We start from the raw sequence: 16,212 nt of genomic DNA on the forward strand, positions 1-16,212 counted from the left end.
GATGATTGGGAAGAGAATTTGTTGGAAGACAGGGTATAATTTTCATACCGGAAAAACTATTTGTGAAATTAAAAATAAGCCTTTAAGAAATAGCATTTGAAATATTCTCTTTATTTTGGCAGAATGTTTATTAGAAGAAAAGTAGAATGAATCATATTTCATTAAAATACTGGGGAGTTTCATTACTTGGTTTATCATCTCTGGTTCAGGCTGCCGAACGCCCCAACATCATTATTATCCTGGCCGATGATATGGGATATTCCGATTTAGGATGTTATGGAGGAGAAGTAGAGACGCCTAACCTCGACCGTTTGGCAGAAAATGGATTGCGTTATCGTCAATTTTACAATGCAGCAAGAAGTTGTCCGACACGGGCATCTTTATTGACAGGACTTTATCCGCATCAGGCAGGTATGGGCTGGATGGCTGCGGCAGATCTTCAAAGGCCCGCTTATCAGGGATACCTCAATGACAAATGTGTTACCATAGCTGAAGTCTTGAGTGGATCGGGGTATCGGACTTATATGAGCGGGAAGTGGCATGTGAGCAGTGACAGGAAGAACAATGGCGGGATAAAGGATATTTGGCCTAATCAACGTGGCTTCGACAGGTTTTACGGGATTGTCGGCGGAGCAGCTAATTATTTTAAAATGATTTATAACAACGACAATGAAAGATACCCTTCACCTGATGACGGAAGTTTTTATTTTACCCATGCAATAAGCGACAGTGCAGTAGCATTCATCGACCATCATAATTATCAGGATCCGCTTTTCCTATATCTGGCATATACTTCTCCGCATTGGCCATTACATGCCTTACAGGAAGATATTGACAAATATGTTGATCGTTATAAAAAAGGTTGGGACAGACTTCGGGAGGAACGCTTTCAAAGGCAGAAAGCAATGGGATTATTCGGCAGCGGAGTGGTGATGTCTCCCCGCGATGAAGCCGTTCCTGCATGGGATGAGTTATCAGAAACCCAACAACATGAATTCGTAATGCGGATGGCTATTTATGCCGCACAGGTCGATGCAATGGACCAGGGTATCGGAAAGGTGGTGCAGCAACTGGAAAGTGAAGGTCAGTTGGATAATACTATCATCATGTTCCTTAGTGATAATGGCGCCTGTGCTGAGTTCATCAGCAGTGGAAAGAGGAAAGATGTGGATGGGAAAGAAGATACCTATGAAAGCTACCGGATCAATTGGGCCAATTTAAGCAGTACGCCTTACAAGGAATATAAGCATCACACCAATGAAGGCGGGATTGCTACTCCGTTGGTCGTTCATTATCCCAAAGGGATTAAAAAGAAATTAAACAACGGATTTGTTGATGAGTACGGTCATCTTATCGATATTATGGCTACTTGCGTTGATTTGGGAAAAGCCAGGTATCCTCAGAAATATGATGGTAAAGATATTACTCCGATGCAGGGGGTCAGTCTTGTCCCTAATTTCTCAGGTAAAAGAACCAACAGGAAACTTACTTTTTGGGAGCATGAGGCCAATATTGCCGTAAGGGACGGGAAATGGAAACTAGTGACGAAAACCTTGGAGGGCGATCCTTTTGATGAATCTGGTATTCATTTATATGACATGAGTGTAGACCCGACTGAAATGAATGATCTTGCAGGGCAGTATCCGGGGAAGAAAGAAGAGTTATATGGAAAATGGAAAAACTGGGCTGAAGAAATTGGCGTGTTTCCCCTGGATACACGTACATATGGTGAACGTCAACGCGCCTACAAGCGTGATTGTATAAATGGAGAATTTGATGATCATTTCGGAGATTGGGAGATCACAAATCGTCCCGATGCCAAAGCGGATTTTACTATTGATACCATCCATACGATTTCAGGAACTAAAACGGCCAGGATCGATATAAGAGAACAGGGAGAAAGACCTGCTTCCGCGTCGCTGAAATGGGTGTTCAATGCGGGAAATAAACTTAAGGCCTCTGTTAGTTTTAAAGCTATGGCAAAAAATGAAACAGATGTGTATTTCCGGTTGGAAAAAGTCCAGGATGTTACGGTAAAACCTATCGATCAAAAAGTAACCATTGGAACAGGTATTTCCGATTATGAATTTAATCATGTTTTCCTGCCGGGGAACGGGAATTATCAGTTGGTATTTTATGTGGGTAACTCAGATGGAACCATCTGGATCGATGATGTAAAACTTTTGGTGGAAAATTAAAGTCGATCATACTGTCCGAAAAGAATATTTTTGTCCTCTATCGTTACAAAATAAAATGATAAAGAGGGTGTATCACAATGTGATTTCACCCTCTCTTTATTCGGATACCTATCCGAGAACAAATCCAAATATTCAATTCTCAGAGACTTAATTTCTATTGTGAGACAGCCTCTTTATTCACTGAATATGTTCAGGTTTTTATGAATTATTTTTGTCCCGGAAGAGGGATCACGTTGTATTTAGACATGTCCACATTTTCCAATGCCAGTTTTTCAGGCATCAGGTTCATGGTGGAAGCATTGATCTGGTCCCAGGTGATTGTTTTTCCGGTGTAAGCCGATTCCCGGGCCATAATGGCAGCAATGGAAGAGATCGCTGTCGTTTCAGCATTGTTCATCAACTTTCCTTTGCGGATATTGCTGATAAAATCAACATGTTCGAGGGTATACATGTCATGGGTCTTGTATTTCTCTTTTGCGGCTGCGGCATCATACTTCCATATCTCGTTGCCATTCAGGTCACGGATGGTGAAATCTTTACTGTCCCATGATCCTTTTGTCCCCTGGATAACAGCTCCCCGGTAATTGTCACAATTATACATTTGCCGGCAGATACCACTGACTGTAACACCACCTTCGAACTCAAAATTAATTCCAAAATTATCATAAATATCACCTGCCGTACGGAAAATCCTTGATCCGGTAGCAATTACTTTCGATGGTTTCAGATGGGAGAACCAAACGAAAACGTCGATCCAATGGATCAGCTGGTCAAGGATCATATCACCACAAAGCCAGTTCCAACTGAAGAAATCCCGGATCATATATTCCATGTCCGTCCAGCCCGGTTGACGCGTAACAGGAGTCAGCGGTGTCGTGTTGTAAAAAACACTTCCGGAAACAATCTGTCCTATATATCCTTCCTGGATCTTCTGGTATGATTCTACAAACGGACGGTCGTGATGATATTGGGTTCCTGTGAGGACGCTTTGTCCTTTTGATTGAGCCTGTTTGACTGCTACCAGAAATGTTTTGTATCCTGCGGTATCAACACAAGCCGGTTTTTCGACGAAAACGTGTTTCCCCTGATCCACTGCATATTTAAGGTGATACGGGTGGAATAAATTCGGTGTAGCGATCAGAATAACATCTACCGGTAATTCGCAGGCTTTTTTATATGCCTCAAAACCGGTAAAGCACATGTCATCGGCTACTTCATTATTGTTCTTTTCTTTCAATATTTTGCGGCAACTATCTACTTTATCTTTGAATAAGTCGGCACATGCCACAATGGAAACGTCATTTCCGGCATTTAAAAAATTGACAGCTGCTCCTGTTCCCCTTGAACCGCAGCCAATTAAAGCCGCTTTTATTGGTTTGCCATCAATGGCCTTATCGGGTAGATCAGGAATGTATATTTCACTCAACGGACGAAGGGGAGTAATTTTATTATTATCAGTTCCTGAACAGGAATGTAATAAAGAACCTGTCCCCAATACCCCACCGGCACCAAGCAGAGTGGCATTCGATAGAAAGGAACGACGGCTCAATCCTTTCTCATTTGGTTTTTTGTTATTTTTCATTTTGACATTTATTTAAACACCTAACTCAATTACACACTCAGAAAAATATATCAATCAGTGACTTAATGCCTGTTCAATATCTGCGATGATATCATCGGCATTTTCTATGCCGACTGAAAATCGGATCAGATCCGGTTGCACTCCGGCTGCTATCAGCTGTTCATCGGACAATTGCCTGTGGGTATGGCTGGCCGGATGCAGTACACAGGTACGGGCATCTGCCACGTGCGTTACAATAGCAGCCAGTTTAAGATGGTCCATAAAACGAATGGAAACATCCCGGCCACCTTTCAGCCCAAAAGTAACTACCCCGCATGATTGTCCGTTACGGAATTGTTTTTGAGCCAACTCATGATATTTGTTGGATGGTAACCCGCTATAATTCACCCAGGCCACCTGATCGTTCTTTTCCAGGAATTCAGCCACTTTTTGTGCGTTTTCACAGTGCCGTGGAACCCGTAAATGCAATGTTTCCAATCCCAGGTTCAATAAGAAAGCATTTTGTGGAGACTGGATAGATCCAAGGTCACGCATTAACTGGCTGGTTGCTTTTGTGATATAGGCTCCTTTTCCGAAAGCTTTACTATAAGCCAGTCCGTGATAAGACGGATCCGGCTCGGTTAAACCGGGATATTTATCTTTATGTGCTTCCCAGTCGAAGTTACCGCTGTCAATAATACATCCTCCCACACTGGTAGCGTGGCCATCCATATATTTTGTGGTAGAATGGATCACGATATCGGCGCCAAACTCGAAAGGGCGGCAATTGATGGGGGTAGCGAATGTATTGTCGATGATCAGGGGAACCTGATGGGAATGCGCTATGCGTGCGAATTTTTCAATATCCAGTACTTTCAGTACGGGATTAGCGATGGTTTCGGCGAATACCAGTTTGGTGTTGGGCCGGAAAGCTTTGGCTATTTCCGCTTCATCGGCATCCTGGTTGATAAAAGTAACTTCAATGCCCAGTTTCTGCATGGTTACGGAAAATAAATTGAAAGTTCCCCCGTAAATGGCCGATGCACTGATGAAATGATCGCCCGCTTCACAGATATTAAATACGGAATAAAAAGATGCAGCCTGTCCCGATGAAGTCAACATGCCGGCAACACCACCTTCCAACTCGGTGATCTTTGCAGCGACGAAATCATTGGTGGGATTTTGCAGCCGCGTATAAAAATATCCGCTTTCCTCCAGATCGAAAAGCCGGGCCATTTGTTCGCTGTTGTCATACTTGAAAGTAGTACTCTGATAAATAGGCAGGACTCTTGGTTCACCTTTCTTTGGTTTCCACCCTGCCTGCACACAGAGTGTTTCCGGACTAAATTTTTTGTTCATTTGCTACTTAATACTAAAATTGATTCTTGATTTTTTCCATCTAATATCGGGTTTCACAACTGTCCAATAGATCATAAAAACATACGAAATTTGCAAGCAACAAAAATAAGAAAAAACAGGTAGAATTTTATGATAAAGCAACATTTTAAGTTTTATTCACATAAGAATAAAAAATCCTGTACATTTGCATCCATAACATGATAAATTATAGACAGAAATGTATCGACTGGTATTACTTATCGTATCTGCTTTTATCTGTTTTTCCTGCAATGGGGCGGATAAAAAAGAGATAAAGGCTTCTGAAATATTAAAACTTATAAAGAAAGATAAACCTGTTCATGTGGTGAACAAGATCATTGTAAATGATTTGGATTTTACGGTGAACAGTACTCCCTTCATTGTGAATGCCAATTCACTTCAAAACGAGATATCTTCCAATATCTTTTTCAGTAACTGTATTTTTATGGGTAAAGTTACGGCGAATGGAAAACAGGGAACTTTACCTGTCAGCACATGTTTTAGAAATAACCTGGTATTTACGGATTGTGATTTCAGGGGAGAAGTCGATTTTGAAAAAACTATTGTCTTCGGCATGGTTAATTTCAGCAAGTCTGTTTTCGGGGAGAATGCGAATTTTAACAGCATGTCTGTTTGGTCCAAGGATAGCTATTTCTCGGAAGTAAAAGCAGAAAAGTCATTCTCTATGATCTATGCCTCTTTTTATGGGAATGTTTATTTTCTGGATGCCCGGTTTGAGGATAAAGCATCATTCCAGGAATCGTCCTTTAAAGGGAAACTGAATTTTAACAACAGTATTTTTCTTCAGGGAGTCGGCTTTGACCTGATGGAAGTGTGCGGGGCTGCTTTTTTCAATTATGCGGTTTTTGAAAATAATGTTGATTTTTCCTTTTCCAGATTTTTATATACCACAGAATTTATTAACCCTACACTTAAAGGAAAAGCTAATTTTGAAAAAACATTTTTTTTGAATACTGTCCGTTTCGAAGGGATCGATACGGATCGCCTGATTTTAACAGAAACATTTTACGGAAATAAAACCCATTAAACATGATGCACACAAGAATAAGGAGAGGAATCGTTATATTCCTGCTGGCTATTTTGCCGGTTACACTGACTTTCCATGGTTGTGGAAAGAGCGTTGAAGATATCATCGATGATATCCTGAAAATTCTGACCCAGACCGGATGGCTGGCTGAAGATGAGAATATGGATAATATCCCTGAAGATATTACTCCTTTTGATGATGGAGGTACTCTTGCCGCCAGAGTATCGTTAGAGGACAAGTTTCCTCCAATCGGTAATCAGGGAAATTATGGTACTTGTGTGGCCTGGTCTGTAGGATATAACCTGAAAACAGCATTGAATGCCATTGAAAAAGGATGGAGCAGCTCGGAACTGGGCAATGCTAGTAATCAGACCAGCCCTAAAGATCTTTGGTTGACTATTCCTTCAGGACAGAAAGGTTCGAATTGCGAAGGTACGAATTTCGAACCGGCTCTGGACGCATTAATTACGGATGGAGCAGCTTCCTTGAGTGCTGTTCCTTATTCATCGATGGGAAATTGTACCGGGAGCAAAACGGGGAACAGTGGTAATAAACTAGCCAATTACCGGAAGATAGCTTCTGAGACAGAAGGCCTTACGGTCGGAAATTTTAAAGGATACCTGAATGCAGGTCGTCCGATAGCTTTTGGAGCCAGACTGGGAGACCGTTTCATGACTTGGAACAGTTCGGCGGTGATCAGTTCGGATACTTATAATAACCCGGGGATGCAGCATGCTTACCATGCCATGGTACTGGTCGGCTATGATGATTCGAAGAATGCTTTCCGGGTAAGGAATTCATGGGGAACTTCCTGGGGTGATAATGGAAGTATCTGGATAGATTACGATTTCTTCTGTAAAAGTTTTTGTTTTGCGGCTTTTGTGGCGCAGAATGTAAATAGTGTATCCGTGGGTAGCGGCGGGATCAGCTCCGGCAACTTAAGTAACGGATACGACCTGTTGGCTTATCATGCCGAAGACGAAGCAGATAACTCAGATCCAAACTATGACCGTGCTTTTTCCTATAAAGTATATAACTCAGGAAATAAAACGATTTTACCCACATCTAACTGGACGGTGGTATATATGCTTTATGATGCCATGAATGCCAACAACTATCAGGTGATATTCGATGATTATTATTCTGCTAGTGCTTGTCCGGACTGTGATGAAGATGGCTATAACAATGATTCTAAATCATTGGTAGGAGGGTATTGGAATAATGCCAAAGTGGAGCCCGGAAAAATGGCCGGAGAAGAAGAATATGGTACGGAGGGATTTGTGATCAGCTACAAAATGCCGAACCTCACCGGAAAGTACTATCTGGTGGTGATGGCCGATGCTTATGATGTGATCAAAGAAGTAAATGAAGACAATAATTTTTATTTTATTACTGCTGAAAACGGAAAACCATTAGAATTCCAGAATGGTAAAATATCGAATATGTCACCGAAGTCAGCGATGAACAGATCAACGGTGAAACGGCCGGCTCCTTTCAGCAATACGGAAAACCAGACATTGGTCAAACCGGGAAACCTGAATACTTATACGCCGGATGAATTGAAAACCATGTTGATCCATGATAAAAATACCGGAAAGTTAGATGCTAAAATAAAGGCATTCCGAACAGTCGAAGAGCACAACTTTGTCAAACGATCAAAGAAACAATAAAAAATGTGGCCGTCTGTTTTAGACGGCCACATTTTTTATGACCCGATAATGTCCGTTTAAATATTTAACTATGTTTTAATGGACAAATATACTGTCAGACTCCTGTCTATTTCAGAAGTAATGACCTTTTCAGTTCTTTTCGCGGAACAGATGTTTCATAATAACCACAGGCATATGCTCCCAGGACATAATGCTCATACGTGAAACAGACATCATTCCGGTTGAAATTGACCACGGAAGCCAGCTCGAGCGTCGGCACCGTAGATAAACAATTACTCGGGTTGTTGAATTTTGTTTTTAACTGTGTATTCACTTCCGCTGCTTCTGCTTTATTGAAAATATCATCATTGGTTAGCAATTTCTGATTTTTAACATCATAATTAAAGGTATAAAAACGCGTCATTCCGTGAGCGCCTCCTGTGAAGGAATAGGCCAATAAACGGACACTGATATATTTTCCGGCAGCCATAAAAACACTGTCTTTTACATATAACTCATATTTCCAATTCGGAGGATCCATGCCCTCTTTGTCTATAGATTCAAAAAGTTTATCTGCTTCCGTTTTTGTATTATGATGCAGGTCGGCAATAAATTGCTGGATCTTTTGGTTCAAGAGGGCACAACTACTATTTACCGCTTCGTCTGAAGAGGAAAAAACAGGATAGCGGATGTCTATGGTCCATTTGTCATCTTTTTCCGATAGGGTCACGCTTTCCACATTCAGCGCTTTATCCTGACAGCCGGCGAACGCGAGTAACAAAAAACTCATCCCAATAATATACTTTTTCATGACTGATATAATTTATGTAAAATAACAAAGATATGATCATTTGTCGTGATTATCTATAATGAAACAAATGAGAAAGGGGATTGTTTTAAAAAGATCATGGAAATTGATATGTTTTTTGGTCCTGACGGAAAATATGGATGATTCGACATGAAGGCAAAACAATTTTCAAAAATGACGGGAAATTCAACAGAATAATATAACTTCGTACATTAAATTATCAATGACACATAAACAATTTTACCATGAATAATTTTTCATTTCAGAATCCCACCCGGCTCGTTTTTGGAAAAGGCCAGATAGCACAGTTGTCCGCATTAATTCCTGCTGATAAGCATGTAATGGTCACCTATGGGGGTGGCAGCGTAAAGAAAAACGGCATTTACGATCAGGTTGTTGCTGCTCTTGGAAAACATCGATATATTGAATTTTGGGGAATCGAGCCCAATCCGACTGTAGAAACATTGCGGAAAGCCATTGCATTAGGGAAAGAAAAAAATATTGATTTTGTACTGGCTGTCGGAGGCGGATCGGTACTTGACGGGACAAAGCTGATTGCCGCAGGAATTCTTTATGATGGTGATGCCTGGGATATTGTATTGAAGGGCAAGGCGACGACTTCCGTTCCATTTGCATCTATAATGACATTGCCTGCTACAGGGTCGGAAATGAATGATGGAGCTGTGATCTCCCGTACGGAGACCCAGGAAAAATATTCTTTCATCAACCAATACCCTGAATTTTCCATACTGGATCCGGAAGCTACCTATTCCCTTCCTCCCTATCAGATCGCTAATGGGTTGTCTGATATCTATGTACATGTAATGGAACAATATATGACCACTACCGGACAATCTCGGGTAATGGACCGTTGGGCGGAAGGGCTTCTGTTGACCGTTTTGGAAATTGCCCCGCTGATCAAAAAGGATCAGCATGATTATGATACCATGGCGGACTTTATGCTTGCGGCAACGCTGGCTTTGAATGATTTTATCCGGATGGGGGTAACACAGGACTGGGCTACTCACATGATCGGACATGAACTGACGGCATTGCACGGCATTACACACGGTGCATCATTGGCAATTGTTTTACCGGGTACCCTGCGGGTGCTTAAGGAACAAAAACGGGGAAAATTATTACAATATGCCGAAAGGATATTCCATATCAACGAAGGGACCGAAGATGAACGTATTGATAAGGCCATCGCTCAAACAGAAGCATTTTTCCGTTCGCTGGGGCTGGCTACGCGCCTTTCCGAAGTAGGTATCGGCGACGACACGATAGAGATTATCAGGACCCGTTTCAATAAAGCCGGAGTCACATACGGAGAAAAAAGGAATGTTACCGGTGACGTAGCCAGACAGATATTGTTGAGCAGTAAATAAAACTGAAGTATTTAATCCTGAGAATGACATATTTATTGTAGGGAGAGAATAAAATATCCATGGATGGATAAAGTGTCCGATTTCTGTAAAATAGTAAAGACAGGACGATTATGTTCCATTTTATATTTATTTTTGCAGCCAAATAATCTTAATGACCCATGAAATCAAAATTTTTTCTCATCTTATTGTTGTGCCCGTTTTTATTGTTCAATTGTTCTTCAGCGGGCAGTAGTAGTAACCAGGATAAACCGGTAAAAGTTGCGATCACCACCAGCCTTGGTGATATAGAAGTCGAATTGTATGACCAGACACCCCAGCACCGGGATAATTTTGTCAAATTAGTGAAAGAGGGGTATTACAACGGAATTTTGTTTCACCGTGTCATTAAAAATTTCATGATACAGGCTGGCGATCCCAATTCGAAAAATGCAAAGAAAGAGACGCATCTGGGTTCGGGAGGACCAGGTTATACTATACCCGCAGAATTTGTTCCCGGATTGATCCATAAAAGAGGGGTATTGTCTGCTGCTCGATTGCCTGATGGCGTTAACCCGGGAAAAGAATCGTCCGGTTCACAATTTTATATCGTACAGGGAGAAAAATTCACGGACGAAGGTCTGGATGATTTCGAGGCTCAGACAATCGGGGTAAAAACCCAGCAGATATTTGTGAAATACCTTAAAGAGGAAGAAGAAGCTGCGAAAAAAGCCGGACAAAAAATCGATGTCGAAAAAATACACGAAAAAGCCAGGGAAAGAGCCAATGCTTACATGGAGGAACATCCCTACAAGATGAAGGAAGAAGATCGTCAAACCTATAAAACCATTGGGGGAACCCCTCATCTGGACGGGGCATATACCATATTCGGGGAAGTGACCAAAGGTATGGATGTGGTAGATAAAATTGCTGCTGTGCAGACTACTGGAGCCGACCGGCCGGTGACGGATGTGAAAATCATAAAGATGAAGATCATTAAATAAAGGGCTTTAGCTGTATTCTTCAGAAAAACTACTACATCCATTCTATCTTTTCCCAGCCTTCTGCTTTGGTTATTTTCAGGTCGGGAAATCGTTGTTGGTATTCCTGTGTAAAATCTTTCATGTAGTATCTATTTTCGAATAGGTTTCTTTGCTGGTAAAGATCAGATGTGCCCTGATTATATTCGATATGGATAAAAGTATCATCATGATCCCTTGTGGTTAAAAAACCAGCCCTGACAGGTTCATCCTGGTTGCCTCCCGGGAAAATAATCAGATCACCTTTGTCGGTGTCATTATAGTAAAATCGATAGACGGTTTTTACTTGATTCATTTTTGATCTTATTTCCGCCTTTACCTGATCGATGGATTCTTTGTTTTCACTTGTCGGCTCCTCGACTTCGACAACTACTCCCACATGAACGACCGAATAGGCTTCTGTCCTTTGAGTGACAGAAACAGAAACAGATGAAGAGGTGTTCGTATCGGATACGATAAGATGGGCATTTCCTACTTTATGTGCTCTGATTATAACAACATTTTCTACATTGATCTCAGCAGATACGATTTCTTCGTTATCCGACATGATATGATATATTCCGTCCCCGCCGGAAATTATTAAACCACCCACAGTGGATGAACCCATGTCAAGGTGGGTGATTTTTTCAGAGGGAGATGTCCCGGCCCAAAAATTATACAATCCAACACTGTTGTCTTTCTCTTTATCTTTAGTGCATGAAAAAGCACCTGAGAACAATAATGCAAACAATAACACTTTTCCGAAGGATTTATACTTTTCCATGCTTTTTTTAACAAAGGGACGTTTTTCCATCAGTAAAACAAGCCGGGATTCAACGACAGATTAAAATAGGGAGTTGGTTTTTTGATGGTTTGTCCGGGCAGGTATAAAAACATATTGCCTTCAGTGTCCAGCATAGGAACATGGTAGCTGGGATTTTTCACCCAATTTTCCGGAAGAAAACACATATCATGCATGAACCGGTTCTGAAAAGCATGCCGGACCTGTTCCGCGTCGATTCCCGCTTCGGCACGTACATGTTGACCATATCCGGTATAATGTTGTACCTGCAATGATAATATTCCGTGTGAATAATTTCCATAGCGGGAGACTTCGCGGTAACCTCTTCTGGCCGGGTAACCGGTTCCTGTGAATCGTTTCCCCTTTTCACCGGTCCATAAGAGCAGATTGAGCCCCAGGATGGTATGTTTGTCCTTATATTGGATCACTGTGGCTCCTGTACGAAACCGGTCCTTGGTATCTCCCAAAAGATCATTTTCCATGATCACGCTTATCTTGTTTATCTGAACGGCAATAGTCCCGGTTTTCTGGTTCATGTCCATTCCGTCATAATAGAGGTTGTATGAATAAGCAAAACTGTACCGCCTTCCTGTCTGGTTGGATACGCCGGTGATGAAATGGTTTCTGATGTCATCCTTTTTCCCCCAGCTTCCCAATAACCCGCCATAAGCGTTTAATTCCCAGTATTTCCCGGGAGGGCCCAGGCCTTTAAAATTGTAGTAGCCCCTTATTCCCGGATTGAATTGTATGAAATCATAGCTGACCCATCCCCCCATAAAAATCCCGACCCGGGTAATTTTATTGCCCAGGTAAACAATCATTCCTGCCGTAAATCCTCCATCCCATTCTTTGCCGGAGATAGAAAGAAAAACAGATAACTGCAAAAATAATATCAGGAACTTTTGACAGGCAGGGCGGATATGGAATTTTCTGCTCATGCTACAAATGTAGCAACAAAGTTATTTGATTGATCATTAAATTCTTTTTCAAGGACATTGTAAGTTGTCAGTCATTGATGCTTTTGCGATATCCTTTTCTGCATCTGTCATATGAAAATTTTATATAGAGGCATTAAAGAATGATCATGAAAGGTGATAATTCATACTCATTCGTTACGCCATTTGTCGGGGGCTTTCCGCCATTGACGTAATGTCTCGAGCTGATCCGCTTTTATGTATCCTGAATCGAGGGCCAGGTCCAGCAGTTCATCATAATTGGTCAGCGTATGTAATTCACATCCTGATTTTTTAAAGTTCTCTTCGGCCAATGGAAATCCGTAGGTGAAAATTGCAACCATGCCCAAAACCGGGTTCCCGGCGTTCCGTATCGCTTCAACAGCGGCAAGGCTGCTACCTCCGGTTGATATCAGATCTTCAACGATCACGGTTTTTTTTCCTGGTTCAAGATATCCTTCAATCTGGTTTCCCAAACCATGGCCTTTGGCTGACGAACGGACATAAACAAAAGGGAGGTCCATAGCATCGGCTACCAATGCGCCTTGTGCGATGGCGCCTGTAGCAACTCCGGCAATTACCTCAACCTGCGGATAATATTCACGGATCTTTTTCACCAGTGCATGCTTGATCACCGTGCGTATTTCCGGAAAGCTAAGCGTACGCCTATTGTCACAATATATGGGTGATTTCCATCCGGAAGCCCAGGTAAAAGGCCTTGCAGGTTCTAACTTTATTGCCTTACTTTGCAGTAGATAATACGAAATAGATTGATGAATGTCTGACATGGATAATGAAATTAAGATATATTTTGATCACCGTACAGTGATTTTGACGGACAAAAATATAAAAAACACTGCAACCCACAATGCTGAGGTGTATACATTCGAAAATAAGGCTGCTTTGACTGAAAAACTGGAAGAATTTGATCATTCTGAAACAAATTGCCTGTATATTGTATATCCTGATATACAGAAATTGTTTCGTGAAGTGAAGGCTTGTTTCAAATACATTGAAGCAGCGGGAGGGCTGGTGATCAATGAAAACGGAGATATCTTATTTATCCGGCGGTTAGGAAAATGGGATCTGCCCAAGGGGAAAGCCGAGAAAAAAGAAACATTAGAAAAAACAGCAGTCAGGGAAGTTGTTGAAGAATGCGGATTAATTCAGGAACCGGTTATTATAGGGAAATTATCAGATACCTACCATACTTATCACCAAAACGGAAAGCATATTCTCAAACATACCGCATGGTATATCATGCGGTACAATGGCCATCATACATTGATTCCCCAACTTTCGGAAAATATCACCGAAGCTGTTTGGCTTTCTGAAAAACAACTGGAAATTCCCCTGAACGACACCTATTATTCAATAAAACAGGTGTTGGACAAGTGGATGGACCATAAATGCCAATCCCGCGATTGATTTTAACATTCCGGCCTGTCTAAAACCGTATCATCATTTAAGACAGGTTGTTTTTCAACTTTCAGTATAAATCCCGACGCTCTCAATGCAATGGTTCCCCCATCTGTTTTTATTGTATAGTCCCACAAAGCATTTTGCCGGTTGGAGGATAGAATAGAATTCGAACGGCTGATCTGCTGTATATTAAATCCTACTATTTCTTCAAATTTTCCCTTAACGTTCAAATCCTGTACATTAAAAAAACTCAGGGAACAGGGAGATACCCAAAATCTGTCCTTGCTTGTTTTTTCTCCGATTCCCGGGTCAAAAATATAATCGATATCCAGCTTCAGTTCTGACTTTTCATCAGGGAATGAGATAGCGTGTATATGACAATCTGTCCATTTCATTTTGACAAAATCCTCGTCTGTCCAATTTTCTTTTACGATCATGATAATTACATTTATTTAAAGTATTGTTTCTGGTTGTTAAACTTTTTATTATTTAAAATGAATTAATTCTAGTGATCATAGAATCAATAGAATGATATAAAGGTAAATAAAAAATAATTAAAAATCCAAAGTTGAATAAGAAAATCCATTTAACAGCTGTTTACGACATTATATATGATCGAATATTTTGATAAAAATTAAACAAAACTTTCTGCAGGCGAAATATATAATTAGTTCATTTTTAATTGTAACAATTTTAAAATCAAATGTTATATTGTTTTGTGGTTAATCATTTATTATGCGATTCACTAAATGGCGGATTTGCTTTGTTTATGTGATGTTAATCATTACGGCATGAATTTTGATTTATCGTCCATAAAATACACAATCGTTGTGTATTTTAATTGGGTTAAAATAGAATATGTAATAAAGAATAGGATGCCGACTGATAATTATTATTTTTGTTTATTAAAATAACAGAAAAATACTATAATCATCAAAAACAAAAAACAATGGCAGACATAGCAAAAAACTTGACGGAATTAATCGGACGGACTCCTTTAATGGAATTAGGAAACTATGGAAAGAAGCATCAGTTAAAGGCTCGTTTATTGGCAAAACTGGAGTATTTTAATCCTGGTGGAAGCGTGAAAGATCGTATTGCGCTGGCCATGATCGAAGATGCCGAAAAAACCGGGAAAATTAAACCCGGGGCAGTAATTATCGAACCAACCAGTGGAAATACAGGGATCGGATTGGCGTGGATAGCTTCAGTAAAAGGATATCAGCTCATTCTCACCATGCCTGAAACTATGAGCAAGGAGCGTCAAATGTTGCTCAAAGCTTTAGGTGCAAAGCTCATTTTAACACCGGGAGCTGAAGGTATGAAAGGAGCTATTGCGAAAGCTAACGAATTAAATAACGAAATGCCGGGGTCAGTTATTTTGCAGCAATTTGCCAACCCGGCTAATCCGGCAGTTCATAAAAGGACCACTGCGGAAGAGATCTGGAATAGTACAGGAGGTAAGGTGGATATATTTGTTGCAGGAGTAGGCACCGGAGGAACCATTAGTGGCGTCGGTGAAATATTGAAACAACATAAGCCTTCGGTCAAAATCGTTGCTGTTGAACCCGATGAGTCGCCTGTGTTGTCCGGCGGGAATCCGGGACCACATAAGATACAAGGAATAGGGGCGGGGTTTGTTCCTGAAATATATAATCCGTCAGTAGTAGATAGCGTGATCCGTGTCAAAGGAGATAATGCGATCAAAACCAGCAGGGAGTTGGCCGCTACCGAAGGGTTACTTGTAGGGATTTCTTCCGGGGCAGCTGTTTATGCAGCCACTCAATTGGCACAGGATCCCGGTAATGCCGGGAAAACGATTGTCACCTTATTGCCAGATACCGGAGAACGGTATTTGTCAACAGTTTTATATGCATTCGATGAATACCCTGTCACCTGACAGGTATTGATAACTAAATATTTTTATATGGATTTGAATATCATTGTTCTTTCAGGGGTTAAACTCCAACTTTTCGTACTCATAGCAGATAAGCAAATTTAATTTTCTATC

General features: G+C 41.0%; 14 protein-coding genes. 7 read left to right on the plus strand and 7 right to left on the minus strand.

Going from position 1 to position 16,212, the window contains the following annotated elements:
- Window positions 1-146 precede the first annotated feature (146 nt).
- Window positions 147-2,198 (plus strand): arylsulfatase, encoded by a 2,052-nt coding sequence (locus LBQ60_03650; protein ID MDR2036997.1) that lies wholly within the window; start codon window positions 147-149, stop codon window positions 2,196-2,198.
- Window positions 2,199-2,403: 205 nt separating this feature from the next.
- On the opposite strand, the gene LBQ60_03655 is transcribed toward LBQ60_03650, so the two are convergent.
- Both LBQ60_03655 and LBQ60_03660 read right to left on the minus strand, forming a co-directional pair.
- On the minus strand, window positions 2,404-3,780 hold the full coding sequence (locus LBQ60_03655) for a Gfo/Idh/MocA family oxidoreductase (protein ID MDR2036998.1): 1,377 nt from the start codon (window positions 3,778-3,780) through the stop codon (window positions 2,404-2,406).
- A 54-nt stretch (window positions 3,781-3,834) separates the two neighbouring features.
- Window positions 3,835-5,118, minus strand: a complete 1,284-nt coding sequence (locus LBQ60_03660; protein ID MDR2036999.1) for an O-acetylhomoserine aminocarboxypropyltransferase/cysteine synthase — start codon at window positions 5,116-5,118, stop codon at window positions 3,835-3,837.
- Between the two features lie 217 nt (window positions 5,119-5,335).
- On the opposite strand from LBQ60_03660, the gene LBQ60_03665 reads away from it, so the two are divergent.
- Together LBQ60_03665 and LBQ60_03670 are read left to right on the plus strand one after the other, a co-directional pair.
- Window positions 5,336-6,184, plus strand: a complete 849-nt coding sequence (locus tag LBQ60_03665) for a pentapeptide repeat-containing protein (GenBank protein ID MDR2037000.1) — start codon at window positions 5,336-5,338, stop codon at window positions 6,182-6,184.
- 2 nt (window positions 6,185-6,186) lie between these two features.
- The gene (locus LBQ60_03670) at window positions 6,187-7,854 is read left to right on the plus strand and encodes a C1 family peptidase (protein MDR2037001.1); all 1,668 of its coding nucleotides are present in this window, start codon (window positions 6,187-6,189) and stop codon (window positions 7,852-7,854) included.
- Window positions 7,855-7,960: 106 nt separating this feature from the next.
- Here the strand turns inward: LBQ60_03670 and LBQ60_03675 are convergent, their stop codons facing one another.
- On the minus strand, window positions 7,961-8,644 hold the full coding sequence (locus tag LBQ60_03675) for a DUF4163 domain-containing protein (GenBank protein ID MDR2037002.1): 684 nt from the start codon (window positions 8,642-8,644) through the stop codon (window positions 7,961-7,963).
- A gap of 242 nt (window positions 8,645-8,886) precedes the next feature.
- Here LBQ60_03675 and LBQ60_03680 point away from each other — a divergent pair, with 242 nt between their 5' ends.
- Entirely contained in the window at window positions 8,887-10,029 is a 1,143-nt protein-coding gene (locus LBQ60_03680; protein MDR2037003.1) for an iron-containing alcohol dehydrogenase, read from the plus strand.
- A 158-nt stretch (window positions 10,030-10,187) separates the two neighbouring features.
- On the plus strand, window positions 10,188-11,009 hold the full coding sequence (locus tag LBQ60_03685) for a peptidylprolyl isomerase (protein MDR2037004.1): 822 nt from the start codon (window positions 10,188-10,190) through the stop codon (window positions 11,007-11,009).
- A gap of 31 nt (window positions 11,010-11,040) precedes the next feature.
- Here LBQ60_03685 and LBQ60_03690 read toward each other — a convergent pair whose 3' ends face one another.
- The 3 genes from LBQ60_03690 to pyrE all read right to left on the minus strand — a co-directional run bounded on the left by LBQ60_03690 (window position 11,041) and on the right by pyrE (window position 13,567).
- Window positions 11,041-11,808, minus strand: a complete 768-nt coding sequence (locus LBQ60_03690; protein ID MDR2037005.1) for a hypothetical protein — start codon at window positions 11,806-11,808, stop codon at window positions 11,041-11,043.
- A gap of 29 nt (window positions 11,809-11,837) precedes the next feature.
- Entirely contained in the window at window positions 11,838-12,764 is a 927-nt protein-coding gene (locus LBQ60_03695) for a hypothetical protein (GenBank protein ID MDR2037006.1), read from the minus strand.
- A 167-nt stretch (window positions 12,765-12,931) separates the two neighbouring features.
- Window positions 12,932-13,567, minus strand: a complete 636-nt coding sequence (pyrE, locus tag LBQ60_03700; GenBank protein MDR2037007.1) for an orotate phosphoribosyltransferase — start codon at window positions 13,565-13,567, stop codon at window positions 12,932-12,934.
- On the opposite strand from pyrE, the gene LBQ60_03705 reads away from it, so the two are divergent.
- The gene (locus LBQ60_03705; protein MDR2037008.1) at window positions 13,566-14,207 is read left to right on the plus strand and encodes an NUDIX domain-containing protein; all 642 of its coding nucleotides are present in this window, start codon (window positions 13,566-13,568) and stop codon (window positions 14,205-14,207) included. The genes pyrE and LBQ60_03705 overlap by 2 nt on opposite strands.
- Before the next feature lie 2 nt (window positions 14,208-14,209).
- Here LBQ60_03705 and LBQ60_03710 read toward each other — a convergent pair whose 3' ends face one another.
- A complete protein-coding gene (locus LBQ60_03710) occupies window positions 14,210-14,638 on the minus strand; it encodes a hypothetical protein (GenBank protein MDR2037009.1) in 429 nt (142 codons plus the stop codon).
- Between the two features lie 512 nt (window positions 14,639-15,150).
- Between LBQ60_03710 and cysK the strand changes: the two genes are divergently transcribed.
- Window positions 15,151-16,101, plus strand: coding sequence for a cysteine synthase A (cysK, locus tag LBQ60_03715; GenBank protein MDR2037010.1), 951 nt, complete (start codon window positions 15,151-15,153; stop codon window positions 16,099-16,101).
- The last annotated feature ends 111 nt before the right edge of the window (window positions 16,102-16,212 follow it).

Source organism: Bacteroidales bacterium (assembly GCA_031275285.1).
Taxonomy (GTDB): Bacteria; Bacteroidota; Bacteroidia; order Bacteroidales; family UBA4181; genus JAIRLS01.